General features: G+C 71.0%; 19 protein-coding genes. 13 read left to right on the top strand and 6 right to left on the bottom strand.

The features are described 5' to 3' along the window. Window positions 1-138 precede the first annotated feature (138 nt). Window positions 139-4,782, bottom strand: a complete 4,644-nt coding sequence (locus tag BMY07_RS06160; protein WP_092776024.1) for an ATP-dependent helicase — start codon at window positions 4,780-4,782, stop codon at window positions 139-141. A 281-nt stretch (window positions 4,783-5,063) separates the two neighbouring features. Between BMY07_RS06160 and BMY07_RS06155 the strand changes: the two genes are divergently transcribed. From BMY07_RS06155 to BMY07_RS06115, 9 genes are all read left to right on the top strand, one after another. Beyond that, window positions 5,064-6,986: an Hsp70 family protein gene (locus tag BMY07_RS06155; RefSeq protein WP_092775504.1), complete on the top strand. Its 1,923-nt coding sequence runs from the start codon at window positions 5,064-5,066 to the stop codon at window positions 6,984-6,986. Between the two features lie 5 nt (window positions 6,987-6,991). Beyond that, window positions 6,992-8,719, top strand: a complete 1,728-nt coding sequence (locus BMY07_RS06150) for an Hsp70 family protein (RefSeq protein ID WP_092775503.1) — start codon at window positions 6,992-6,994, stop codon at window positions 8,717-8,719. 149 nt (window positions 8,720-8,868) lie between these two features. Next, complete coding sequence (locus tag BMY07_RS06145; RefSeq protein WP_092775502.1) at window positions 8,869-9,063, top strand: DUF3046 domain-containing protein; 195 nt, start codon at window positions 8,869-8,871, stop codon at window positions 9,061-9,063. A gap of 185 nt (window positions 9,064-9,248) precedes the next feature. Beyond that, window positions 9,249-10,289 carry a recombinase RecA gene (recA, locus tag BMY07_RS06140; protein WP_092775501.1) on the top strand — a complete coding sequence of 347 codons (1,041 nt, stop codon included), beginning with the start codon at window positions 9,249-9,251 and terminating at the stop codon, window positions 10,287-10,289. A gap of 611 nt (window positions 10,290-10,900) precedes the next feature. Further along, window positions 10,901-11,371, top strand: a complete 471-nt coding sequence (locus BMY07_RS35210; protein ID WP_245782271.1) for a regulatory protein RecX — start codon at window positions 10,901-10,903, stop codon at window positions 11,369-11,371. A 382-nt stretch (window positions 11,372-11,753) separates the two neighbouring features. Next, the gene (locus BMY07_RS06130; RefSeq protein WP_092776021.1) at window positions 11,754-12,035 is read left to right on the top strand and encodes a hypothetical protein; all 282 of its coding nucleotides are present in this window, start codon (window positions 11,754-11,756) and stop codon (window positions 12,033-12,035) included. A gap of 33 nt (window positions 12,036-12,068) precedes the next feature. Further along, complete coding sequence (locus BMY07_RS06125) at window positions 12,069-12,851, top strand: hypothetical protein (protein ID WP_092775499.1); 783 nt, start codon at window positions 12,069-12,071, stop codon at window positions 12,849-12,851. Between the two features lie 22 nt (window positions 12,852-12,873). Then, a complete protein-coding gene (locus BMY07_RS06120) occupies window positions 12,874-14,787 on the top strand; it encodes a fumarate reductase/succinate dehydrogenase flavoprotein subunit (RefSeq protein WP_092775498.1) in 1,914 nt (637 codons plus the stop codon). Between the two features lies 1 nt (window position 14,788). Next, window positions 14,789-15,544, top strand: a complete 756-nt coding sequence (locus tag BMY07_RS06115) for a succinate dehydrogenase/fumarate reductase iron-sulfur subunit (protein WP_092775497.1) — start codon at window positions 14,789-14,791, stop codon at window positions 15,542-15,544. A gap of 81 nt (window positions 15,545-15,625) precedes the next feature. Here the strand turns inward: BMY07_RS06115 and BMY07_RS06110 are convergent, their stop codons facing one another. From BMY07_RS06110 to BMY07_RS06095, 4 genes are all read right to left on the bottom strand, one after another. Further along, window positions 15,626-16,507 (bottom strand): amino acid ABC transporter permease, encoded by an 882-nt coding sequence (locus BMY07_RS06110; protein WP_092775496.1) that lies wholly within the window; start codon window positions 16,505-16,507, stop codon window positions 15,626-15,628. Continuing rightward, a complete protein-coding gene (locus BMY07_RS06105; protein WP_092775495.1) occupies window positions 16,504-17,154 on the bottom strand; it encodes an amino acid ABC transporter permease in 651 nt (216 codons plus the stop codon). The genes BMY07_RS06110 and BMY07_RS06105 overlap by 4 nt, the downstream gene beginning before the upstream one ends. 72 nt (window positions 17,155-17,226) lie before the next feature. Then, window positions 17,227-18,111 carry a glutamate ABC transporter substrate-binding protein gene (locus tag BMY07_RS06100; RefSeq protein ID WP_092775494.1) on the bottom strand — a complete coding sequence of 295 codons (885 nt, stop codon included), beginning with the start codon at window positions 18,109-18,111 and terminating at the stop codon, window positions 17,227-17,229. Window positions 18,112-18,174: 63 nt separating this feature from the next. Then, window positions 18,175-18,903, bottom strand: a complete 729-nt coding sequence (locus BMY07_RS06095) for an amino acid ABC transporter ATP-binding protein (protein WP_177215496.1) — start codon at window positions 18,901-18,903, stop codon at window positions 18,175-18,177. A gap of 187 nt (window positions 18,904-19,090) precedes the next feature. On the opposite strand from BMY07_RS06095, the gene BMY07_RS06090 reads away from it, so the two are divergent. Beyond that, window positions 19,091-19,768, top strand: a complete 678-nt coding sequence (locus BMY07_RS06090; protein ID WP_092775492.1) for a response regulator transcription factor — start codon at window positions 19,091-19,093, stop codon at window positions 19,766-19,768. A 22-nt stretch (window positions 19,769-19,790) separates the two neighbouring features. Next, the gene (locus tag BMY07_RS06085; protein WP_092775491.1) at window positions 19,791-21,197 is read left to right on the top strand and encodes a sensor histidine kinase; all 1,407 of its coding nucleotides are present in this window, start codon (window positions 19,791-19,793) and stop codon (window positions 21,195-21,197) included. Here the strand turns inward: BMY07_RS06085 and BMY07_RS06080 are convergent. Then, the gene (locus BMY07_RS06080) at window positions 21,194-22,135 is read right to left on the bottom strand and encodes a TAXI family TRAP transporter solute-binding subunit (RefSeq protein WP_092775490.1); all 942 of its coding nucleotides are present in this window, start codon (window positions 22,133-22,135) and stop codon (window positions 21,194-21,196) included. The genes BMY07_RS06085 and BMY07_RS06080 overlap by 4 nt on opposite strands. A gap of 115 nt (window positions 22,136-22,250) precedes the next feature. Here BMY07_RS06080 and miaB point away from each other — a divergent pair, with 115 nt between their 5' ends. After that, complete coding sequence (gene miaB / locus BMY07_RS06075) at window positions 22,251-23,714, top strand: tRNA (N6-isopentenyl adenosine(37)-C2)-methylthiotransferase MiaB (RefSeq protein WP_092775489.1); 1,464 nt, start codon at window positions 22,251-22,253, stop codon at window positions 23,712-23,714. A 160-nt stretch (window positions 23,715-23,874) separates the two neighbouring features. Next, window positions 23,875-24,360, top strand: coding sequence for an Rv2732c family membrane protein (locus tag BMY07_RS06070; protein WP_092775488.1), 486 nt, complete (start codon window positions 23,875-23,877; stop codon window positions 24,358-24,360). Window positions 24,361-25,268: the final 908 nt, after the last annotated feature.

Below are 25,268 nucleotides of genomic sequence, written 5' to 3'. Positions count from 1 at the left end.
TGGGTGGTGCTCACGGATCCGGAGGGCAATGAGTTCTGCATCCTCACTCCCCGCTGAACCTTCTCCCTTCCTTGGCCCGGCTTGGGTTGTTGCTCCAGGCCGATCTCTTGCGACTGATTGAGGTGATGGGGGCCGAACTCAGGCGCGGAGGCGGAGGCCCTTGGGGGTGGGGCGGAAGCCCGCGTCGCGCAGGATGGTGGATAGGGGGGAGGTCAGGGCTGTTTCGCCGTCGGTTTTTTGGAGGGAGAGGGGGCCTAGCCAGCCTTCTTTGACGGCGCGGGAGAGGGCTTGGGCGGCGGCTTGGAGGGTGGGGGTGTCCTCGGTGAAGGAGAGCAGGGTGCGGCCGCCGCGTTCCACGTAGAGGGCGGGGGTGCCCTCGACGAGGATGGCGAGTGCGCCTGCTTTGCGGCCGGGGCGGTGTTTGCCCTCGCCGACAGGCTCTGGCCAGTCGAGGGCGGCGCCGTAGGGCTGGGCCGGGTCGGCGGCGGCGAGGACGACGGCGTCCACCTTCCGGTCCGGAGTGGACTGCGGGGGCCGCTGCATGCTGGCAGGCACCGGCCAGCCCTCACCGAGCCGCACGTCGGGCACCGGGGGAGCGGCGTCCGGGCGGGAGAGCGCGCGCAGCCGGTCCACCGCGCCGCGCGCCGCGAACTGGGACGCGCCCAGCCCCTCCACCACGTACCCGCGGATGATCTGCCCCGTGTCCTCCATCGCCCGCAGCACCTTGTAGACGCCGCTGAACCCGCCGACCACCCGCTCGGTGTCCAACGCGCCGCGGGTCAGGACACCGTGCCGTTCCAGGAACGCCTCCGCGCGGGCGTGCGCGCGCCGAGTCGGGTCTTCCTCGCGCGCCACCACCAGCGACCACCGCCCGCCGACCGTGGGCGGACCCGTGCGGCTCGGCATCACCGGTCGTGCCGCGCGCATGCGGGCGTACCGGCCGCGCGGTGCGGTCGGGCGCGGTTTGTGCGCGGCGCCCTTGCCCGCGACTAGAGCCCGCAACGGTGCGATCGTGTCGTTGGTGACAAGACCGCCCCACACCAGATCCCACAACGCGGTCACGACGTCCTGGTCGCCGGGGACCTCCGCACCACCATCGACCAGGATCGCCCCCGCCCGATCGGCGACCTGGCGGAAGAACAGCGCCCCAGTGTCCAAAGAAGACAGTACGGCCCCGTGCAGTGGCGTGTCCGGCACCGCTTCCTCGACGTCCGGTAGCAACAGATCCGCCACGTCCGAGGGAGCCAACGCCACCCACCCGTCGCCACCCGCCAAGGCACCGCTACCGCACCAGGTGACCTCACCTGCCGCCGTTAGCTCATCCAGCAAGGCTGGCGTATACCCGGGCAGCCGCGCAGGCAGGATCAACGACTCCACAGCACTGGCGGGCAATGGCGCCCCCGCCAACTGCTCCACCACCGACAGCACGTCGTCCGCCGTTGGCGCTGACCGCAACCGGCGCCCGACCCCGTGCCAGCTCGGCAAGAACCGCCCCAGCGCGGCAGGCTCGACCGGCTCCACCTCCGCCCGCAGCCGCGCCAGCGACCCGCGCCGCAACCGCCGCAACACATCCGCGTCGCAGTACTCGGTGTGCTTGCCACCCGGCCGCAGTTCACCGCGCACCAACCGGCCCGCGCCCGCCAACCGCTCCAACACCCCGGTCACCACCGAGACCCCCAACCCGAACCGGGCCGCCGCCTCCGCGGCGGGGAACGGGCCGTGCGTGCGGGCGTACCGCGCCAACAGGTCGCCCACCGGATCCGCGACCGGTTCGGTGAATGCCTCCGGTACGCCTACCGGCAACGCGGTGCCCAACGCGTCGCGGACCCGACCCGCGTCCTCGATCGAGATGTAGCGCTCCTCGCCCGCGATCCGCACCAGCAGCGCCCGCCGCGCCGTCGCCAACTCGGCCAACCACTCCGGCTGGACGCCCCGCGCCGCCGCCTCCGCCTCGGACAGGTCGCCGAGGAACCGCAGCAGGTCGGCGGCGTCCTCGGCGTGCCTGGCGTGCCGCTTCGGGTCCAGCCGCTGCAGCGACTGCTCCACCTCGGCCAGCACCTCGGGGTCGAGCAGTTCGCGGATCGCCTCCGAGCCGAGCAACTCCGCCAGCAGCGCGCTGTCGAGCGAGAGCGCCGCCGCCCGCCGCTCCGCCAACGGCACGTCGGACCCGTAGAGGAACATCCCCACGTACCCGAACAGCAGGCTCCGCGCGAACGGCGACGCCGACGGTGTCTCCACTTCGACCACCCGCACCCGCCGCGCCCGCACGTCCGACATCAGCTCGCGCAGCCCGGACACGTCGTACACGTCCTGCAGGCACTCCCGCATGGCCTCCAGCACCACCGGGAACTGCTCGTACTTCGCCGCGACCGACAGCAGTTGCGCCGACCGCTGCCGTTGCTGCCACAGCGGGGTCCGCCGCCGGGGATCGCGCCGCGGCAGCAGCAACGACCTGGCCGCGCACTCGCGGAACCGGGACGCGAACAGCGCCGACCCGCCCACCTCCGCGACCACGACCTGCTCCACCTCCTCCGGGTCGAGCAGCACGTCCTCGACCCCGGCCACCACCTCCTGGCCCGCGTCGTCGACCGCGTCCGGCAGCCGCAGCACGATCCCGTCGTCGGAGTGCGCGATCTGCGCCTCCACCCCGCGCCGCTCCCGCAGCCTGGCGCCGATCGCCAGCGCCCACGGCGCGTTCACCTGCGCGCCGAACGGCGAGTGCACCACCAGCCGCCAGTCGCCGAGCTCGTCGCGGAACCGCTCCACCAGCACGGTCCGGTCGTCCGGCACGTGCCTGGTCGCCTCGCGCTGCTCCCGCAGGTACGCCAGCAGGTTGTCGGTGGCCCACTCGTCCAACCCGGCCGCCGCCGCCCGCTGCCGGGCCGCCGGGTCGTCCACAGCGGACAGTTCGCGGACGAACGCGCCCAGTGCCCGCCCCAGCTCCAGCGGCCGACCCGGCGCGTCGCCCTTCCAGAACGGCATCCGGGCGGGCTCGCCGGGCGCGGGCGTGACGATCACCCGGTCGTGGGTGATGTCCTGCACCCGCCAGGCCGAGGTGCCCAGCAGGAACGTGTCGCCGACCCGCGACTCGTACACCATCTCCTCGTCCAGCTCGCCGACCCGCGACCCGGCGCCGCGCTCGTTCGGCGGGGTCATCACGGTGAACAGCCCCCGGTCGGGGATGGTGCCGCCGGAGGTGACCGCGAGCCGCTGCGCCCCCGGCCGCCCGCGCAGCTCCCCGCTGACCCGGTCCCAGGTGATCCGGGGCCGCAGCTCGCCGAACTCCTCGCTCGGGTACCGGCCCGCCAGCATGTCGAGCACCGAGTACAGCGCCGAGTCCGGCAGCGACGCGTACGGCGCGGCGCGGCGGATCAGCGCGGCCAGGTCGGTCACCGTCCACGGTTCGAGCGCCGTCATCGCCACCACGTGCTGGGCCAGCACGTCCAGCGGGTTGCGCGGGTAGCGGACCGCCTCGATCGCGCCGCCCGCCATCCGCTCGGCCACCACCGCGCAGGAGACCAGGTCGCCGCGGAACTTCGGGAACATCACCCCGCGCGAGACCGCCCCCACCTGGTGCCCGGCCCGGCCCACCCGCTGCATCCCGGCCGCCACCGTCGGCGGCGCCTCGATCTGCACCACCAGGTCCACCGCGCCCATGTCGATGCCCAGCTCCAGCGAGGACGTCGCCACCACGCACGGCAGCCGCCCCGACTTGAGGTCCTCCTCGACCAGGGTCCGCTGCTCCCGCGACATCGACCCGTGGTGCGCCCTGGCCACCACCGGCTCGACCATCGTGGTCAGCCCGGACTGCCCGATGGCCTCGGCCGGGAACCGGGCCAGTGCCTCGGACTCCGCGCTCGCCAGCTCGTTGAGCCGCGCGGTCATCCGCTCGGCCAGCCGCCGCGAGTTCGAGAACACGATCGTCGAGCGGTGCGCGCGCACCAGTTCCAGCACCCGCTGCTCCACCAGCGGCCAGATCGAGGGCCGCTCCGGGGCGTCGGGGGAATCGGGGTCGACCGGGGTGGCCGGGCCCTCGCCCAGGCTCGCCATGTCGGCGACCGGGACCTCCACGCTGACCTCGATGGTCTTCGCGATCGTCGGCCGGACCACGGTGACCGGGCGGCCACCGCAGAGGAACCCGCTGACCTCCTCCACCGGCCGCACCGTCGCCGACAGCCCGATCCGCTGCGCGGGCCGCTCCAGCAGCGCGTCCAGCCGCTCCAGCGACACCGCCATGTGCGAGCCGCGCTTGGTGCCCGCCACCGCGTGCACCTCGTCGACGATCACCGTGCGCACCCCGCGCAGCGACTCCCGCGCCGCCGAGGTGAGCAGCAGGAACAGCGACTCCGGGGTGGTCACCAGCACGTCCGGCGGTGTCCTGGCGAACGAGCGGCGCTCGTCGGCTGGCGTGTCGCCGGTGCGCATGCCGACCGTGATGTCCGGTTCCGGCAGGTCCAGCCGGTGCGCGGCCTGCCGGATGCCCGCCAGCGGGGCGCGCAGGTTGCGCTGCACGTCGACCGCCAGCGCCTTGAGCGGGGACACGTACAGCACCCGGCACCGCTGCCTGGCCTCGCTCGGCACGCCCTCGGCGGCCAGCCGGTCGAGCGCCCACAGGAACGCCGCGAGCGTCTTGCCCGACCCGGTCGGCGCGACCACGAGCGCGTGCTCACCCGCGGCGGCCGCCCGCCAGGCCCCGGCCTGGGCCTCGGTCGGCGCGGCGAACGCGCCCGTGAACCACTGGCGGGTCGGGGCGGTGAACAGGTCGAGCGCTGCTGCGGTCACCCGTCCATGGTTACCCCAGGTGTCCGACACCGCCAGCACGGCGGCCGCACCTGTGGATGGCCGGGGTGATTGTGGACAACTGCGCTCAGTGTCCACCCGGGACCTCGCCGTGTTGGCCGTGGGAGCCGGGCGCGGACCTGGGTACGGTAAGGCCCCACCCCGGGTGACCTCGGGCACGTGCGGATCTGGGAGACCAGGCCCGCACGGCGTGTCACGCATGGGAACATCTGCGACGACAACCTGGGGGAGAGCACGGTCGGGGTTGCGTTGAGGGGAGAGCAGTGAACGTCCTGTCGGTCGATCTCGGCACGTCGAACACCGTCGCCGTGCTGTCCGCGCACGGCCGCCCGCCTCGGGTGGTCGACGTCGACGGGGCGTCGATGATGCCCTCGGCGGTGTTCGCGGGCGAGGACGGCGGGTTGGTCGTCGGCCGCGACGCCGAGCGGCGCGCCCGGCTCGACCCCTCCCGCTTCGAGCCCAACCCCAAGCGCCGCGTCGACGAGGGCACGCTGCTGCTCGGCGACACGGTCGTCCCGGTCACCGACGCGCTGGCCGGTGTCCTGCGCCGCGTGGCCGAGGAGACCTCCCGCCAGCTGGGCAACAAGAAGCCGGACGAGGTCCGGCTGACCCACCCCGCGCAGTGGGGTCCCGTGCGCCGCAACGTGCTGCTGTCCGCGGCCAGGCAGGCGGGCATGGGATCGAACCTGGTGCTGGTTCCCGAACCGGTCGCCGCCGCCGCGCACTTCGCCTCTTTTCCCGGGCAGACACTCGGTTCCGGACAGGCATTGGCCGTCTACGACCTGGGTGCGGGAACTTTCGACGTCGCGATCGTTGGTGCTACGCAAAAGGGCTTCGTGGTCCTGGCCGAGGCGGGCCTGCCGGACCTCGGTGGGCTTGACGTGGACCAGGCGCTGTTGGAGCACGTGGGCCGTCAGGTCTCCCACCGCGACCCGGCCGGTTGGCAGCGACTGCTGCGGCCTGAGTCCACCGGGGACAGGCGGGCGCAACGCGCGCTGCGCGAGGACGTCAAGGCCTCCAAGGAAGCGCTCTCGCGGCACCCGCAGACCGAGGTCCCGCTGCCGGAGCCGTTCGACGACGTCCTGGTGACCCGGGTCGAGCTGGAGGCCCTGATCCGCCCCGGCATGCTCCGCAGCGTCGAGCTGCTGGCGGCGACGATCCGCTCCACCGGCATGACCCCCGACCGGCTGGTCGGCATCTACCTGGTCGGCGGGTCCAGCCGGATCCCGCTGGTGGCGACGCTGATCGCCGAGCAGCTGCGGGTCGTGCCGACCAGCCTCGACCAGCCGGAGACCGCCGTCGCCCTCGGTGCGCACCACGTGCCCCAGGAGGGCATCACGATGCGCACCGGCGACATGTCCGGCACCATCGACGCCGTCCGCCGCTCCCGCGCGACCGTCCCGCCCCGAACCAGCGGCTTCAACGCGCAGGCCCCGCAGCCGCAATCCCAGACCCCCCAGACCCCGTCGACCGGGCCGACCCCGGTGCAGCAGTACCCCGCCTCCGGCCCCCAGCGCGTGCAAGGCCCCCCGTCGCGGCCGATCCCGGTTCAGGCACCGCCGTCTGTGCCGACGCAGGTGCAGAGCCCGCCGTCGATCCCGACCCCGGTGCAGCACCACCCTTTACCGATGCAGCGCCAGAACTCGAACAAGGTCTGGTACATCGCCACTGCCATCGTTGCCGTTGTGGTGATCGGCATCGTCAGCATCATCGTCGCCACGTCCGGTGGTTCCACGGTCAACGCCAACTGCGACGACACGACCACCGACGAGCAGGGGTTCACCGCCTGCATCCGGGAGATCGCTGGTCCGGTCGCCGACCACAACTGCGACACCGGCACGAACATCCCGGGGGCAGGCGACCTGGACACCGCGGGCGCGGTCGCGGTGACCTGCAAGCCGGGCAACGGCTACTACGTCCTCTACTACCAGTTCCCCTCCGAGGGCCTGGTCGACACCAACATCGACGCGGCCTTCTCCGCGCTCGGCCAGCAGGGGCACACCGGCGACTGGGACGGCGGCGGCAAGAGCGGCAAGTACCAGTACGCGGAGATCTCGGGCGGCGCGAGCCTGCTCATGTTCTCCGTCGCGGACACACCGGTCATGGGCACCGTGATGGCCCTGCCGGGATCCGACGACGTGCTCTCGTTCTTCAACGAGCACGTCAAGCCCGGTAGCGGCGCCTGATCCCGATGCGCGTCCTGTCCGTCGACCTCGGCACCTCCAACACCGTGGCGGTGCTGTCCGCGCACGGTCGCCCACCGCGGGTGGTCGAGGTCGACGGCGCCAACACCATGCCGTCCGCTGTTTACGCGGGCGAGGACGGCGTGCTTGTCGTCGGCAGGGACGCGGAGCGGCGGGCGCGGCTCGATCCGGCGCGGTTCGAGCCCAACCCGAAGCGGCGCGTGGACGACGGGACGCTGCTGCTCGGCGACGTCGTCGTCCCGGTGTCCGAGGCGCTCGCGGCGGTCTTGCGCCACATCATCGAAGAGGTCACCCGACAGCTCGGCGGCGCACACCCTGACGAGGTCCGGCTGACCCACCCCGCGCAGTGGGGACCGGCCAGGCGCCACGTGCTGTTGTCCGCTGCCAAGCAGGCGGGCATGGGGTCCAACATCGTGCTGGTTCCCGAGCCGGTCGCTGCTGCCGCGCACTTCACCTCGCTGGGGCACCCGTTGCCGCCAGGTCAGGCGTTGGCCGTCTACGACCTCGGTGCGGGAACCTTCGACGTGGCCGTGGTTGCCGCTACACAGCAGGGTTTCGCCGTCTTGGCCGAGGCCGGTCTTCAGGACCTCGGTGGCGTCGATGTCGACCAGGCCCTCTTGGACCACCTGGGTCGGCAGGGCTCTCACCGCGATCCGGCCGGTTGGCAGAGACTGCTGCGGCCTGAGTCCACGGCGGACCGTCGAGCCCGCCGTGCGCTGCAAGAGGACGTCAAGGCGGCCAAGGAAGCCCTGTCGCGGCACCCGCAGACCGAGGTCCCGATGCCCGCGCCGTTCAACGACGTGCTGCTCACCCGCACCGAGTTGGAAGCCCTCATCCGGCCGAGCCTGCTGCGCAGCGTCGAGGTCCTCGCGGACACCACCCGCTCCACCGGCACCACGCCGGACCGCCTGGCCGGGATCTACCTGGTCGGCGGGTCCAGCCGGATCCCGCTGGTCGCGACCCTGATCGCCGAGCAGTTGCGGATCGTGCCGACCAGCCTCGACCAGCCCGAGACCGCCGTCGCCCTCGGCGCGCACCTGGTCAGCCGCGAGGGCATCAGCATGCGCACCACGACGGTCGAACCGGGCAGGCAGCCCACCTACACCGGTCCGGTCACCGGTCCGCTCACGGGCCCGTTGCAGGTCAACTTCCCGACGCCGGTGCGCCCGGTAGCGCCACCGAGGCGATCGAGGCTACCGCTGGTGATCTCCGCTGCCGTGGTCGCTGTCCTCGCGGTGGTCGCCGGGATCTTCCTGCTCATCCCCAGCGACGACCTCCCGAGCGCCGCGTCCTGCCAGAGCAAGGGCGCCAAGGACTCCGCGGGCTTCACCGAGTGCCTACGGCAGCTCGCCGGTCAGGTCCCCGGTAGCGCCCAGTGCCAAGTAGGCAAGGCACCCGCGGACGTCACGTGTGCTCTACCCGAGTCCTACACCGTCAACTACGCCCACCTCGGTTCGCGCGAAGACGTGCGGGAGCTGTTCGACTCCGAGCTCACCGCGATGACCGACGGCGACCACGTGCTCGCCGAGTGGCGCGGCAACGGGCTCTCGGGCGACTTCCGGGCGGGCGTCAAGGGCGGCACCGGCGTCCTGGTCTTCACCGTGGCCGACCGCCCCCTGGTCGGGTGGATCTCTCGGAGCGGGACCCGCGGGTCCGGGACGACACCGGACGCGCTGGCCGACTTCTTCGTCGCCAAGGTCCAGCCCGGCCCCTAGCGCCGCCGGTTGCGCAGCGCGATGATCCCCAGCACGATCGCGGCGACCAACCCGCCGAGCACGGCGATGTCGATCAGGGTGCTCTCCAGGGCGGACGGCGGTTCGACGGGCACGGTCGCGATTGTGCCCTGCGCCTAGACTGCTCGTCGATGCGCATCACGACCTTCCGGGCCATGCTCGCCGACGAGTTCGGCGCGGGCCACGCCGAGACCATCGCCCACGACCACGTCTTCGCCGCCCTCGGTGGCCGCACCGTCGACCAGGCGCTGGAGGCGGGCGTGCCCACCAAGGAGATCTGGCAGGCCGTCTGCGAGGCCTTCGAGGTACCACCCGACCGGCGCTGACCGCGGCGGGTGTCGGCGTGTCGGTGCCGGAGGTCGAACAGGTGTTCGCTACTGTGGCGTCCGCGACCGGTGCCATCCACAACGGCCCCGTTTGTCCACAGACCGGCGGTGCCCGCCGAGAATCGTCGGTCCTTGCCCGTAGCGTGCTCGGCGTGAGCACGAAACAGACCCGAGGTGGATCGAAGATGCCAGCAGCACCCGACCGGGACAAGGCGCTCGAACTCGCCCTTGCCCAGATCGACAAGAACTTCGGCAAGGGCTCGGTGATGCGCCTCGGTGACGAGGGCCGGGCCCCGATCGCCGTCATCCCGACCGGCGCCATCGCCCTCGACGTCGCCCTGGGCATCGGCGGGCTGCCGCGCGGCCGGGTCGTCGAGATCTACGGCCCGGAGTCCTCCGGAAAGACGACCGTCGCGCTGCACGCGGTGGCCAACGCCCAGCGCGCGGGCGGCATCGCGGCGTTCATCGACGCCGAGCACGCGCTCGACCCCGAGTACGCCAAGTCGCTCGGCGTCGACACCGACGCGCTGCTGGTCTCCCAGCCGGACACCGGTGAGCAGGCGCTGGAGATCGCCGACATGCTGATCCGCTCCGGCGCGCTCGACCTCATCGTCATCGACTCGGTGGCCGCCCTGGTGCCGCGCGCCGAGATCGAGGGCGAGATGGGCGACAACCACGTCGGCCTGCAGGCCAGGCTGATGAGCCAGGCGCTGCGCAAGATGACCGGCGCGATGAACAACTCCGGCACCACCGCGATCTTCATCAACCAGCTGCGCGAGAAGATCGGCGTGATGTTCGGGTCCCCGGAGACCACGACCGGTGGCAAGGCGCTCAAGTTCTACGCCTCGGTCCGGCTCGACGTCCGGCGCATCGAGACCCTCAAGGACGGCGGCGAGCCGGTCGGCAACCGCACGAGGGTCAAGGTCGTCAAGAACAAGGTCGCCCCGCCGTTCAAGCAGGCCGAGTTCGACATCCTCTACGGCAAGGGCATCAGCCGCGAGGGCTCGCTCATCGACATGGGCGTCGACCAGGCCATCCTGCGCAAGTCCGGTGCCTGGTACACCTACGAGGGCGACCAGCTCGGCCAGGGCAAGGAGAACGCCCGCAAGTTCCTGCTGGACAACCCGGACGTGGCCGACGAGATCGAGAAGCGGATCAAGGAGAAGCTCGGCATCGGTGCCAAGCTCGACGCCGACGAGACCGCCCCGGCCCCCGTCGAGTTCTGATGCCGGAGGACGCCGCCCGGTCCGAGGGGGCCGGGTGGTGGCACGAGCCCGACCCCGGGGCGGAAGCAGAACCCGCCCCGGGGGCTTGGTGGACCGCCGCTGATCCGCCGCGGCCCGCTGAACCGGCGCGGCGGGTCGAGTCGTCGCCGTTCGTCGAGCCGGAGCTCACCGAGTCGCCGCCCGTCGAGTCGGCCCGGCCCGCTGGGTCGCCGCCCGACGAGCCGGGGCCGCCTGCCGAGTCCGGCGACGCGTGGTGGGGCGACTCGCGCGCTGATCCCGCCCAGCCGGACCCCTCGGTCGCCGAGGGGATCACGCCCGATCGCGGCGCCGAGCCGGGGGACTGGTGGGCCGAGGGCGACTCCAGCCCGGCCGAACCCCGCGGTGGGCCGGGGTGGTGGTCGGGTGGCTCCGCCGCGCCCACGCGCCGCAAACCGGGCGGGCGCAGGAAGTCCCCCGAGAAGTCCACTGTGGACAGTTCGACCGCGACAGTGGGAGCAGGCAGGCCCGTCGAGCAGCAGGCCCCGCCCGACCTCGCCGAGCTGCGTCGCCAGGTCGACGCCGTCGCGCGCGCGGGGGGCGAGCGGCAGGCTGACAAGCCCGACCGCGACGACCTGGCGGCCAAGGCCCGCGACATCTGCTACCGCCAGCTCACCGCCCGGGACCGGACCAGGGTCGAGTTGGCCCAGGCGCTGCGGCGCAAGGAGATCCCGGACGACATCGCCGAGGCGGTGCTCGACAAGTTCGATGCCGCCGGTTTGATCAACGACGCCGCGTTCGCCGAGAGCTGGGTGCGGTCCCGGCACACCCACCGCGGCCTCGGCCGCCGCGCGCTGGCCACCGAGCTGCGCCGCAAGGGGGTCGACGACGAGATCGTCGCCGAGGCGGTCGCCGCCGTGGACACCGACGCCGAGCAGGAGCGGGCCGCGGAGCTGGTGGCCAAGAAGCTCGGCACCATGCGGGCCCTCGACGAGCAGACCAAGATCCGCCGCCTCGTCGCCATGCTGGCCCGCCGCGGCTACGGCGAGGGCCTGGCCTACCGGGTCGTGCGCGCGGCGCTCGACGCCGCCGAACCGCTCGACTAGCCGCAACCGACCCGTCACGCTCGGTGATGATCCACCCGGCCGGACGGGGATTTCTCCGGCGTCGAGAAGCCGGGTCCCGACCGCCCGGGACGACCTTGAGGGTGGGCCACAGTGGGCAGTGTCACAACGGACACTTCGCCGGGTTTTCCCTTGTCGCATAACGGTTTCACCTGCCGAAACAGTGTACGGTCGGCATGATCGTGTGCCCGAGATCACAGGTGTTGACCACCGTTGGCGAAGGGTCGATCACCCACCGACCCGCCGTCTGTGGTACTTGTCACATCTGCCGTTGCAAGGCACAGTCGGCGACGAGCGGTCATCACGGGTCCCCCCTGACGGCATGGACCCCGACCGCGACCAGACCGAGGTACGGAGGTGCGACATGTCGAGTACGGAGATCAGTGAGCTGCAGCGGACCATCGGCCAGCTGCGGCAGTGCGTCGGTGCCCTGCGGGCTCGGTATGGCGACGTGCCCGCCGTGCGCAGGCTGGCCAACGACCTCGAGCGCATCGATATCGACGTCGCCGACTTCACCACCGCGCCATCGACCCCGGTGCCGAGGCGGGCGGAGGCGGCCGAGGTCGTCGTCGTGCCCGACACCCCGTACGACCCAGCGCTGTGGCACGGCGCCGACGACGAGGGAGTCGGCGGCTACCAGCGCTAGACCACCACACCACCGCTCAACGACGAGGACACCATGACGTCAGGTGTTGGCGCCCCCACCCGGGCGAGTATCTCCGCGCGCACCCTGCGGACCGACCGGTGGTGGCTCCCGCCCCTGCTCACGAACCTGGGCCTGTTCGCCTTCGTGGCCTACGCGACCGTCCGCTCGTTCATGGGCAAGTGGTACTGGGTCGAGGACTACGGCTACCTCACGCCGTTCTACTCGCCGTGCCTGAGTGAGTCGTGCCTGCCGGGATCCAGCCACTTCGGCACCCCGCTGCCGGAGCTGCCCGGCTGGATCCCGCTCGGCTTCGTCGCACTGCCGTTCCTGCTCGGCTTCCGGCTGACCTGCTACTACTACCGCAAGGCCTACTACCGGTCGGTGTGGCAGTCGCCGCCTGCCTGCGCGGTGGCCGAGCCGCACGCGTCGTACTCGGGGGAGACGCGCCTGCCGCTGATCGTGCAGAACGCCCACCGGTACTTCTTCTACGTGGCGCTGCTCGTCTCGGTGGTCAACACATACGACGCCGTCGTGGCCCTCACCCACGGCCTCGGCGTGGGGAACCTGGTCCTGCTCACCAACGTGGTCCTGCTCTGGGCCTACACGCTGTCGTGCCACTCGTGCAGGCACATCGCGGGCGGCAGGCTCAAGCACTTCTCCAAGCACCCCGTGCGCTACCGCGCGTGGACCCTCGTCTCCAAGCTCAACGTCCACCACATGCGGCTGGCTTGGACGACGCTGGGCACCCTCGTGCTGACGGACCTCTACGTGATGCTCGTCGCCAGCGGTGCCATCTCCGATCTGCGCATCTTCTAAGCACTTTTCTCGAGAGGAACACATGACCGAGGTCGAGCGCCACTCCTACGACGTGGTGGTCATCGGTGCCGGTGGCGCGGGACTGCGCGCGGTGATCGAGGCGCGGCAGCGGGGGCTGCGCGTGGCCGTGGTGTGCAAGTCGCTGTTCGGCAAGGCGCACACGGTGATGGCCGAGGGCGGTTGCGCCGCGTCGATGGGCAACGCGAACTCCAACGACAACTGGCAGGTGCACTTCCGCGACACCATGCGCGGCGGGAAGTTCCTGAACAACTGGCGGATGGCCGAGCTGCACGCCAGGGAGGCGCCGGACCGGGTCTGGGAGCTGGAGACCTACGGCGCGCTGTTCGACCGGACCGCGGACGGTCGCATCAGCCAGCGCAACTTCGGCGGTCACACCTACCCGCGCCTGGCGCACGTCGGTGACCGCACGGGGCTAGAGCTGATCCGCACCATGCAGCAGAAGATCGTGTCGTTGCAGCAAGAGGACTTCCAGGAGACCGGCGACTACGAGGCCCGGATCAAGGTCTTCGCCGAGTGCACGATCACCGAACTGCTCAAGGACGGCGATAAGATCGCCGGTGCGTTCGGGTATTGGCGTGAGTCCGGCCGGTTCATCTTGTTCGAGACCCCTGCGGTAGTGCTGGCGACCGGCGGTATCGGCAAGTCGTTCAAGGTGACGTCGAACTCCTGGGAGTACACCGGCGACGGGCACGCGTTGGCCCTGCGCGCGGGCGCGACGCTCATCAACATGGAGTTCGTCCAGTTCCACCCGACCGGCATGGTGTGGCCGCCGAGCGTGAAGGGCATCCTGGTCACCGAGGGCGTGCGCGGCGACGGCGGGGTGCTCAAGGACTCCGACGGCAAGCGGTTCATGTTCAACTACATCCCGGACGTGTTCAAGGGCCAGTACGCCGACGGCGAGCAGGAAGCCGACCGCTGGTACACCGACCAGGAGAACAACCGCCGCACCCCGGACCTGCTGCCCCGCGACGAGGTGGCCCGCGCGATCAACTCCGAGGTCAAGGCCGGTCGCGGGTCACCGCACGGCGGGGTGTTCCTCGACATCGCCAGCAGGCTGCCCGCCGAGGAGATCAAGCGCAGGCTGCCCTCGATGTACCACCAGTTCAAGGAACTGGCCGACGTCGACATCACCGCGGAGCCGATGGAGGTCGGGCCGACCTGCCACTACGTGATGGGTGGCGTCGAGGTCGACCCGGACACCGCCGCGGCCAGCGTGCCCGGCCTGTTCGCCGCGGGCGAGTGCTCCGGCGGCATGCACGGCTCCAACCGGCTCGGCGGCAACTCGCTGTCGGACCTGCTGGTCTTCGGCCGCCGCGCCGGTCTGGGAGCCGCGACCTACGTCGAGTCGCTGACCGAGCGGCCCGCCGTCGTCCAGTCCGATGTGGACGAAGCGGCCCGGTTCGCGCTGGCCCCGTTCGACCCGCCTGCCGACGGCGTCGAGGAGAACCCGTACACGCTGCAGAACGAGCTGCAGCAGTCGATGAACGACCTGGTCGGCATCATCCGCAAGTCCGACGAGGTCGAGCAGGCGCTGGCCAAGCTCGCCGAGATCAAGGCCAGGATCGGCAAGGTCACCGTCGAGGGCCACCGGCAGTACAACCCCGGCTGGCACCTGGCCATCGACCTGCGCAACATGCTGCTGGTCAGCGAGTGCGTGGCCAAGGCGGCGCTCACCCGCACCGAGAGCAGGGGCGGCCACACCCGCGACGACTACCCGATGATGGACGCCCAGTGGCGCAACACGCTGCTGGTCTGCTCGGCGGAGAACGACGACCCGCTCGTCCCGAGCGTGGCGATCACCCGCAAGGAGCAGGAACCGATGCGGGGCGACCTGCTGGAGCTCTTCGAGCTCACCGAGCTGGAGAAGTACTACACCGGCGGTGAGCTGGGCTCCCACCCGGGACGAGAGGACTGAGGTGCCCTACAAGGCGAAGTTCAAGGTGTGGCGCGGCGACGCCGATTCCGGTGAGCTGCGGGACTTCCTGGTGGAGGTGAACGAGGGCGAGGTCGTCCTCGACATCATCCACCGGCTGCAGGCCACCCAGGCGCCCGACCTGGCGGTGCGCTGGAACTGCAAGGCGGGCAAGTGCGGCTCGTGCTCGGCGGAGATCAACGGCAGGCCGCGGCTGCTGTGCATGACTCGGATGTCGACCTTCACCGAGCAGGAGACGGTGACGGTCACCCCGATGCGTGCCTTCCCGGTGATCCGCGACCTGGTCACCGACGTGTCCTTCAACTACCAGAAGGCCCGCGAGATCCCCTCGTTCACGCCACCGGCCGACCTCGCCCCCGGCGACTACCGCATGCAGCAGGTCGACGTGCAGCGGTCGCAGGAGTTCCGCAAGTGCATCGAGTGCTTCCTGTGCCAGAACACCTGCCACGTGGTCCGCGACCACGAGGACAACAAGGAAGCCTTCTCCGGCCCCCGCTTCCTGATGCGCGCCGCGGAACTGGAGTTCCACCCGCTCGACACCGCCGACCGAGTGCCCTCGGCGCAGGAGGACCACGGCCTCGGCCTGTGCAACATCACCAAGTGCTGCACCGAGGTCTGCCCCGAGCACATCGCGATCACCGACAACGCCCTCATCCCGATGAAGGAACGCGTCGCCGACCGCAAGTACGACCCCGTCGTCTGGCTGGGCTCCAAGATCTTCCGCCGCGGCAAGTCCTGACGCGGCGGTTCCCGGCCCGATGACACAGCGGCCGCGAGCGGGGAAGTCCACCCCGCTCGCGGCCGCTGCGCCGTTGTCGGATCAGCCCCCGCCGCCGGTGCCCGCGCCCGCGGGGTCGGTGGCGGAGAGGGTGGCCGTGGCGGTCTTCTTGCCCTGGCTGAGGCGGCGTTCGACGTAGATGGCCAGGCGGCTGACGGCGTAGTTCACGGCGATGAAGATGACGGCGATGACGAAGTAGACCTGGATGGGGTTGCCCAGGTTCTGGATGATGATGCCCGCGGTGCGGACGGTCTCCTCGTAGCTGATGATGAAGCCGAGCGAGGTGTCCTTGAGGACCACCACCAGCTGGCTGATCAGCGCGGGCAGCATCGCCCGGAACGCCTGGGGCAGCAGGATCACCGACAGGACCTGGCCGCGGCGCAGGCCGAGCGACTCGGCGGCCTCGCGCTGGCCCTTGGGCAGCGAGTTCACCCCGGCGCGGACGATCTCGGCGATGATGACCGAGTTGTACGCGGTCAGGCCGATGACCAGGAACCACAGGTTGGGCAGGTCGACGCCGAGGCCGGGCAGCACCCGGGCGGCGAAGAAGATCAGGATGACCACCGGGATGCCCCGGAACAGCTCGATCACCCCGACGACCAGCCAGCGCCACGAGCGGCCCGCGGTGATCCGCAGCACCGCCAGCCCGGTGCCGATGACCAGGGAGAACGCCATCGCCAGGGCGGCGGCGACCAGGGTGTTGACCAGGGCGTCGCCGAGCAGATTCCACACGTCGACGAAGTCGTCGGACGACGGGTCGGTCAGCGGGGCCCACTTGTCCTGGTCGAACTGGCCCTTCTCGGCGAGCCGGTTGCCCACCAGGGCCAGCACGCCCGCCAGCAGGACGCCCGCCACGGCGCTGCCCAGCAGGACGCGGCGGCGGGTGCGGGGACCCGGCGCGTCGTAGAGCACGGACGTGGTCATCGGGCGATCGCCACCTTTCGCTCCAGCCAGGCCAGGCCGAGGCCGCTGGGGATGGTGATGACCAGGTAGCCGACCACCACGCCGATGAGCACCGGCAGGGCGGCCTCGCCCCTGGCCGAGGTCAGCGTGTCGCCGACGGCGAACAGGTCGCCGCCGATGCCGAACGCGCCAGCGATGGCCGAGTTCTTGATCATCGCGATGATGACGCTTCCCAGTGGCGGCACGACGGTGCGCAGCGCCTGCGGCAGCACCACCGAGGACAGCGACTGGCTGAAGGTCAACCCGACCGCGCGCGCTGCCTCGGCCTGGCCCGCGGGCACCGAGTTGATGCCGCTGCGCACCGCCTCGCAGACGAACGCCGAGGTGTAGAGGACCAGGCCGGTCACCCCGAACCAGAAGTACGCGCCGTTGACGCCGATCTCCGGTAGGCCGAACGCGCAGAAGAACAGCACCACGGTCAGCGGGCAGTTGCGGAACACGGTGACCCACGCGGTGCCCACCCAGCGCAGCGGCGGCACCGGGGACACCCGGAACCCGGCGATGACCGTGCCGATGAGCAGCGCGCCGATGGCGGCGAACGCGCAGATCCGCAGCGTCTGCAGGAAACCGCTGACGTAGAGCGGGAAGTTGTCGATGATGACGTTCACGGGTGACTCCGAGCCCGGTAAGGCCCCGGGGCGCCCGCCGTCGGCGGGCGCCCCGGAGGACGGGTCAGCAGATCAGCTGCAGGTGGCGGTCTCGGGCAGCTTCGGGGTGTTGGGCGCGACCTTGCCCGCGGTGTCCTTCCACGCCTTCTCGTAGCTGCCGTCGGCCGCGGCTGCCTTGAGGGTGTCGTTGATGAACTGGCAGAACTTGGTGTCGCCCTTCTTGATGCCGATGCCGTAGGGCTCCTTGGTGAACGGCTTGCCCACCAGCTTGTAGGCGCCCTCGGACTTGTCGACCAGGCCGAGCAGGATCACGTTGTCGGTGGTGACGGCGTCGACCTGGTTGTTCTTCAGCGCGTCGGCGCACTTGGAGTACACGTCGAAGAGCACCAGGTTCTTCTCGTCGATGTACTTCTTGATCGTCTCGGCCGGGGTGGAGCCGGTGACCGAGCAGACCTTGGCGCCCGCGTCCTTGAGCGAGTTCTGGTCGGTGATCTTGTCGTTGTCCTTCTTCACCATCAGGTCCTGACCGGCCTCGTAGTACGGGCCTGCGAAGGAGATCCGCTCCTTGCGCTTGTCGTTGATGGTGTAGGTGGCCACGACCAGGTCGACCTTGCCCTGCTCGATGACCTCCTCGCGGACCTTCGACGGGGTCTCCACCCACTCGATCTTGTCGGCGGAGAGGCCGAGCTTCGCGGCGAGGAGCTTGGCGACCTCGACGTCGAAGCCGGTCGGCTTGCCGTCGAGGCCCTTGAGGCCGAACAGCGGCTGGTCGAACTTGGTGCCGATGCGGATCTTGCCCGCCTGGTTGAGCGCGGCCATCGTGGTGCCCGCCTCGAACGAGGCCTTGGCGTCCACCGACGGGTTGCCCGATCCGGAGTCGCTTGACTTCCCGCACGCGGTCAGCGAGAGGGCGAGTGCGGCGGTCACGGTGCCGACCATGAGGCTCCGGAGTCGCATGTGTGCTCCTTCGTTGTCGTCGGCTGCGGTCCAGCCGGGTGTGCTGCCTTCCCCGGGGGGAGGTCAGTGGGTGAGGATCTTGCCAAGGAAGTCCTTGGCCCGCCCGGACTTCGGCGCGGTGAAGAACTCCTCCGGCGTGCTGTCCTCGACGACCTCGCCGTCGGACATGAAGATCACCCGATGGGCGGCCTTGCGCGCGAAGCCCATCTCGTGCGTGACCACCAGCATCGTCATCCCCTCGGCGGCCAGCCCGGTCATCACGTCCAGCACCTCCTGGACCATCTCCGGGTCCAGCGCCGAGGTGGGCTCGTCGAACAGCATCACCTTGGGGCGCATGGCCAGCGCCCTGGCGATCGCGGCGCGCTGCTGCTGCCCCCCGGACAGCTGCGCCGGGTACTTGTCGGCCTGGCTGGTGATCCCGACCCGCTCCAGCAGTTCCAGCGCCGTCGTGCGCGCCTCGGCCGCGGGCTGCTTGCGCACCCGGATCGGGGCCAGCGTGACGTTCTCCAGGATCGTCTTGTGCGCGAACAGGTTGAACGACTGGAACACCATGCCGACCTCGGCGCGCAGCCTGGCCAGCTCCTTGCCCTCCGCGGGCAGCGGGCGGCCGTCCACCTCGATCAGGCCGGAGTCGATCGGCTCCAACCGGTTGATCGCCCGGCACAGCGTCGACTTGCCGGACCCGGAGGGGCCGAGCACCACGACCACCTGCCCCTGCGGCACGTCGAGGGTGATCTCCTTGAGCACGTGCAGCGGACCGAAGAACTTGTCCACCGCGGCCATCCGGACCATCGGCCGGGCGGTGTTCGGTTCGGTCATGGCGTCCTCCGAGCGCTGGCGTACCGGGTGTGCGTCAGGGGTCTGGGGATGGGTGTCTGCGGAAACCTACTCCGGCTCGCCCACCTCTCCCATGGGCCTTGAGCAACACTTAGGGTCTCAACTCTGTCACACAACCGCCTGGGGATCGTGGAGGTGCGCGGTGCGCGTGCTGCTCGTGGAGGACGACGACCGGGTCGCCGACGCCCTGACCCCGGCCCTGGTCCGCCGCGGCCTCGCCGTGCGCAGGCTCGCGTCGGGTGCCGGTGTGCTCGACCTGGTCGGCGAGGTCGACGTGGTGCTGCTCGACCTCGGCCTGCCCGACGTGGACGGGATCGTCCTGTGTCGACAGATCCGCGCGGCCAGCGACGTGGCCGTCATCGTGGTCTCGGCGCGCGGCGAGGTCGACGACCGGATCCTCGGTCTGCGCGCCGGTGCGGACGACTACCTGGTCAAGCCCTACGACGTCGACGAACTCGTCGCGCGGGTGCACGCCGTGCGCAGGCGCCGCACCGACCGCGGCGGCGGCCCGAGCGGGGTGTTCGAGCTCGACGGCGTGCGGGTCGACTTCGACCGCCACGAGGTCACTGTGGACGGTGCGCCGATCTCGTTGTCGCGCAAGGAGTTCCAGGTGTTCGCGCTCGTCGTCGACGCCAAGGGCGCGGTGTGCGGGCGCGAGCAGGTGCTGGCCGAGGTGTGGGGCAGGGCGGGCGCGGCGGAGAACCGGTCATTGGACGTGCACGTGGCGACGCTGCGCACCAAGCTCGGTCGGCCCACCCTCATCGAGACCGTTCGGGGGGTCGGGTACCGCTTGTCGGGTCAACCGGGCAGACTCGCCTGAGACGTACCCGGGGGGAGGCGCGATGCGGACGCGGTTGCTCGGCATGGTCTGGTTCCTCGTCGCGCTGCTGGTCTTCGGCCTCGGCGTGCCGCTCGCGCTGTCGGTCGCGGGGTCCGAGCAGCAGAAGCTGTTCCTGGACCGGCTCACCGACACCAACCGGTTCGCCTCGATGGCCCAGCGGCCGCTGACCGACGACACCGCCGACTCGATGAGCGAGGAGTTGCGGCGCTACTTCGAGCTCTACGGCGTCGCGGTGCTCATCGTCGACCAGGACAGCAGCCCCCAGGTCAGTTCCGGTTCCTCGAGTGGCCTCGACCCGGTGGACCTCGCCTCCGACGACGTGCGCCAGCAGGTGCAACGCGCGTTGGCCGGGCGTCGTCCCGAGTCGGGCGCGCTGTTGCTGCCGTGGAACGACCGGCCGCTGGTGTTGGCCGGTCCGGTGCTCGTGGACGGCGAGGTGCGCGGCGCGGTCATCACCGTGTCGCCGACCGACAGCAGCCGCACCAGGGTGCTGTGGTGGTGGCTGCTGATCGCGGCGGGCGGGATCCTGTCGTTCGGGCTGGCGCTGATGCTGGCGGTGCCGGTCATCCAGTGGATCCTGCGGCCGGTGCGGCGGTTGGACGAGGCGACCGGGTCGCTGGTGGCCGCGGTGGTGAGCGGCCGCGAGGCGGAGAAGGTCGCCGACGAGCACGGCCCGCCCGAACTGCGCAAGCTGGTGCGCTCCTTCGACCAGATGGCCGCCAGCGTCGGTGACGCCCTCGCCGCGCAGCGCGCGTTCGTCGCCGACGCCTCGCACCAGCTGCGCAACCCGTTGACCGCGCTCAAGCTGCGCCTGGTCAACCTGGAGGGCCACGTCGACCTCGACGCCGACGACCACCGGGTCGCCGCCGCGGCCGAGGCCGACCGGCTCAACCGCATCCTCGACGAACTGCTGGCCATGGCGCGCGCCGAGAACACCGGCGGCGACCTGGTGCCGGTGGACGTCGACGCCGTCGTCGCCGAGCGGGTCGCGGACTGGCGCGTGGTGGCCGACTCGCGCGACATCACCCTGGACGTCGCCGGGTCCGCCGGTCCCGCGCGGGCGATGGTGCCCGCGCGCGGCCTCGACGGGATCTTGGACGCGCTGCTGGACAACGCGTTGAAGTTCACCGGCTCGGGTAGCTCGGTGCGCGTGTCGGTCGCGGTAGACGGAACGGCGGGGGTGGTCGCGGTCAGCGTGCGTGACCACGGACCTGGTTTGCGCGCGGACGAACTAGAGCGCGCCACAGACCGGTTCTGGCGTAGTGGCGCACACCAGAACGTGCCCGGTTCTGGTCTGGGGCTCGCGATTGTCAGCCGCATCGTGGCTAGGGCAGCGGGAGATCTGCGGTTGGACCTACCCGAAGGCGGCGGTCTCCGCGTCACGGTAGATCTACCGGTGCATCGCTAGATCTTCTCGCCGCGGTAGAACCTCTCGGCGCCCGGATGCAGCTTGATGGGGTCCGTCTCGATCGCCGACTGGAGGTCGATCGATAGCGCTGCCGGGGTCTGTTGGGCCAGTTCGGGCAAGGCCGCGAAGAACTCCCGGATCAGACCTTCCGCGAGGTCGTCGGACATCTGGTCGGTGACGAGCAGGAAGTTCGGCACCGCCAGCGTGTTCACCGGCCTGCCCGCCAGGTGGTAGGTCGAGGCGGGGATCGACGCCGAGTCGTACACCGGGTACTGCCTGCGCAGCGCCGGGATGTCGTCGGCCAGGTCGAGCAGCCGGATCGCCATCGCGTCGCCCAACCCCGAGATGGCCTGGGTGGGCAGCCCGCCGGACCAGAAGAACGCGTCGATCCGGTTCATCCGCAGCGCCTCCACCGACGACGCCAGGTCCAGCGACTGCTGGGTCAGCATCCCGGGGGAGTCCAGGCCGGTCAGCGCCAGGATCCGCTTGGCGATGAACTCCACCCCGGAGTCCTTCGCGCCGGTCGCCACCCGCATCCCGCGCAGGTCCGACAGCTGCTGGATGGGTCCGTCGTCGCGCACCACCACGTGCAGGTAGTCGTCGTGGATGCGGGCCAGCGCGCGGGGCGACCGGGGGCCCGACGTCGGCTTCGAGGCCACGTCCGCGGCGCTGAAGGCGATGTCGACCTCGCCGGAGAGCAGCTTGTTGACGTTGTCCGGCGACCCGCCGGTGGCCAGCACCTCCGGCCGCTGCGTGCCCAGCCGCGCCTGCCACACCCCGGCCATGAACTGCGAGATCGTGTTGTAGACCCCGGACTTGTTGCCCGCGGCGACCCGCAGCCGCACGGCGGGGAACTGCGTCTCGCACCCGGCCAGCAGCGTGAGCACGACCACGGCGAGGACCGCCGTCGTCCTGCGTGCCCCACCGCCGCGTGCCATTGCACGATCGTGCCAGAGGGTCAACCGCGTGACGTGCGCTTCGCCGGGAAACGACAGCGCGGGTCGCCCGGGGTGCTCGGGCCGCTGACGGCGCGGCGTACCCTCGGACACCGAGATGAGCGCGCGAACCTACCAAGTCCGCACCTACGGGTGCCAGATGAACGTCCACGACTCCGAGCGGCTGTCCGGCCTGCTCGAGGACGCGGGCTACGTCGCCGCGCCCGAGGGCGCCCAGGCCGACGTCGTCGTGTTCAACACCTGTGCCGTGCGGGAGAACGCCGACAACAAGCTCTACGGCAACCTCGGCCACCTAGCACCGGCCAAGACGGCTAACCCTGACATGCAGATCGCGGTCGGTGGCTGTCTCGCGCAGAAGGACCGCGGCGAGATCGTCCGCCGCGCGCCCTGGGTGGACGTGGTGTTCGGCACGCACAACATCGGGTCGCTGCCGACCCTGCTCGACCGGGCCAGGCACAACCGCCAGGCCGAGGTCGAGATCCTGGAGTCGCTGGAGGTCTTCCCCTCCACGCTGCCCGCCCGCCGCGACTCCGCGCACTCCGGCTGGGTGTCGATCTCGGTGGGCTGCAACAACACCTGCACCTTCTGCATCGTGCCCGCGCTGCGCGGCCGCGAACGCGACCGGCGCCCCGGCGACGTGCTCGCCGAGGTGTCCGCCCTGGTCGCCGAGGGTGTCCTGGAGGTGACGCTGCTCGGGCAGAACGTCAACTCCTACGGCGTGGAGTTCGGCGACCGCTACGCCTTCGGCAAGCTGCTGCGCGCCTGCGGCGAGATCGACGGCCTGGAGCGGGTCCGGTTCACCTCCCCGCACCCGAAGGACTTCACCGACGACGTCATCGCCGCCATGGCCGAGACCCCGGTCGTCTGCCACCAGCTGCACATGCCGCTGCAATCGGGCTCCGACCGGCTGCTGCGCGAGATGCGCCGCTCGTACCGGTCCGCGCGCTACCTGTCGATCATCGACAAGGTCCGCGCCGCGATGCCGGACGCCGCGATCACCACCGACATCATCGTCGGCTTCCCCGGCGAGACCGAGGCGGACTTCCAGGCCACCCTCGACGTCGTCGCCCAGTCCCGCTTCGCCAGCGCGTTCACCTTCCAGTACTCCAAGCGCCCCGGCACCCCGGCCGCGTCGATGCCCGACCAGCTGCCCAAGCAGGTCGTCCAGGAGCGCTACGACCGGCTGGTGGCGCTGCAGAACGACATCGCCTGGCAGCTGAACAAGGAGCAGGTCGGCCGCACCGTCGAGGTCGTGGTCGCCACCGGCGAGGGCCGCAAGGACGCCGACACCCACCGCATGAGCGGCCGCGCCCGCGACAACCGCCTGGTCCACTTCACCCCCGGCGACGCCCCGATCCGCCCGGGCGACGTGGTCGAGACCGTGATCACCTACGCCGCCCCGCACCACTTGGTCGCCGACGGCCCTCTTCTCTCCCACCGCCGCACTCGCGCGGGCGACAACCACGAAGCCGGTCTGCGCCCCAAGACCCCGGGCGTCACCCTGGGGCTGCCCGGCTTCGGCACCCCGGCCCCGCTGCAACCCACCGGCGGCTGCGGATGACCACCGGCCCAGGTGCTGGATGCGTCGGGCTTCTTGCTTGGCGTGTCCGGCTCGTGGTGGCCACGGCTGGACGTGGGTGGAGCGTGATGACGGCCGTGAGGTGCGGGGTGGGTGTGCCGGTCTCGGGGCATGCCCGGCCTGCTGTGAGTGGAGGGTGCGGATGACCACCGACGACCAGGACCTCGCGGCGCTGCGGGCCGAGATCGACTCCGTCGAGCGTTCGGCCGCGGTGGACCTCGGCTTCCGGGCGATCGTGCTGTCCATCGCGGTGTTCGTGCTGATCGTCGGCTACGTGCTGCCGTGGATGGGCTCCGCTGCGGGCTGGCAGGTCCTCCTGGCCGCGGGCGACGCCACCGGCAAGGTAGGAGCCGTCCCCCGCCTCTTCGCCGCCACCGCCCTGGCGTTCGGCATCCTCGCCTCAGCCCTGGCCCTCGCCCTCCGCCGCTGGACCCTGACCTGGATCGCCGCCCTCGGCGGCTGGTTCGCCGCGGTGGACGGTCTCCTGGCCATCTGGACCCGCCAGTCCAGCGCGGGCCTCAACTCCCCAGGCCCAGGCCCCGGCTTGATCATCAGCGAGATAGCCATGGTCACCCTAGCCGCCCTCTGGCTCAAAACCGCCTGGTCCCGCTCGCCCGAGCCCCGCTAGCAGGACCCGACCCCCGGCTGTGTCCCTGGCAGCCGGGTCTTGGGAAGCCCACTCCAGCCCCTCTCGACGTTCACCTCACCACTCACGGTCTGCAGCCCACCTGCCGTCGGCGTGCACGCCCTCTAGCCACCAACGCCCCTCAAGCCCGATCGCCCAACCCTGGCCCCGATCGCCATCCCCAGTCCCGGTCCGCCCGCCTTTGGCCCCGACCTTTGGCCTCGGTCGCCCGACTCTGTTCCCGATCCGACCACCGTGGCCCTGCCAGCCCCTCTGGCCCCGGTCGCCCGGCACTGTTTCCGGTCGGCCTGACTTTGGCGCCGATAGCCGACCTGTGGTCGCGGTAGCCCAACTCCGGCCCCGACAGCCCACCTTGCGTCCCCGGTCCCGACTCCGTCCCCACGCGGTCTCCGGCGATCTGCACGGCGTCGACGGCCCGACTCTGCTCCCCGCCAGCCCAACCCTGTCCCCGGCCCGTCCGCCCCTGTCTCCCACAGCCTGACTCTGCCCCGCCCCCGAGCCGTCACCCTCGCCGCGCCCAGGCACCTCTACCGCCCGCCGTTACCCCCACCTCAACGGCCTCGCGCGCGCACGCCAGTCCGGCCCCAGCCCCCACCCTCTCCGGGGGGCGTCCCAGGTCCCAGCCTACCGGCACCCCCCGACAGACGATCGTGAAACAGGCCGTCGAAGATCCACATGTGGATAACTTCTGTCGCTGGGATGGGTGAAGTTCAGAGAGGCGCGAATAGGGGGCAAGCAGGCCGAAGTAAGTGTGGCCGCCAGCTGAGGGTCACTCGGGTGGGTTACGAGAGAAGGGGCCCGAGGGAAGTCGTTCAAGGAGGACACGGAAACGGCCCCCGGCGAGAATGCCGGGGGCCGTTTCCGAAGCGGAACTAGCGGGAGGCGACAGC

Source organism: Actinokineospora terrae (assembly GCF_900111175.1).
Taxonomy (GTDB): domain Bacteria; phylum Actinomycetota; class Actinomycetes; order Mycobacteriales; family Pseudonocardiaceae; genus Actinokineospora; species Actinokineospora terrae.
The sequence above is the reverse complement of the archived record's forward strand: the minus strand, read 5'-3'. Positions and strand labels throughout refer to the sequence as shown.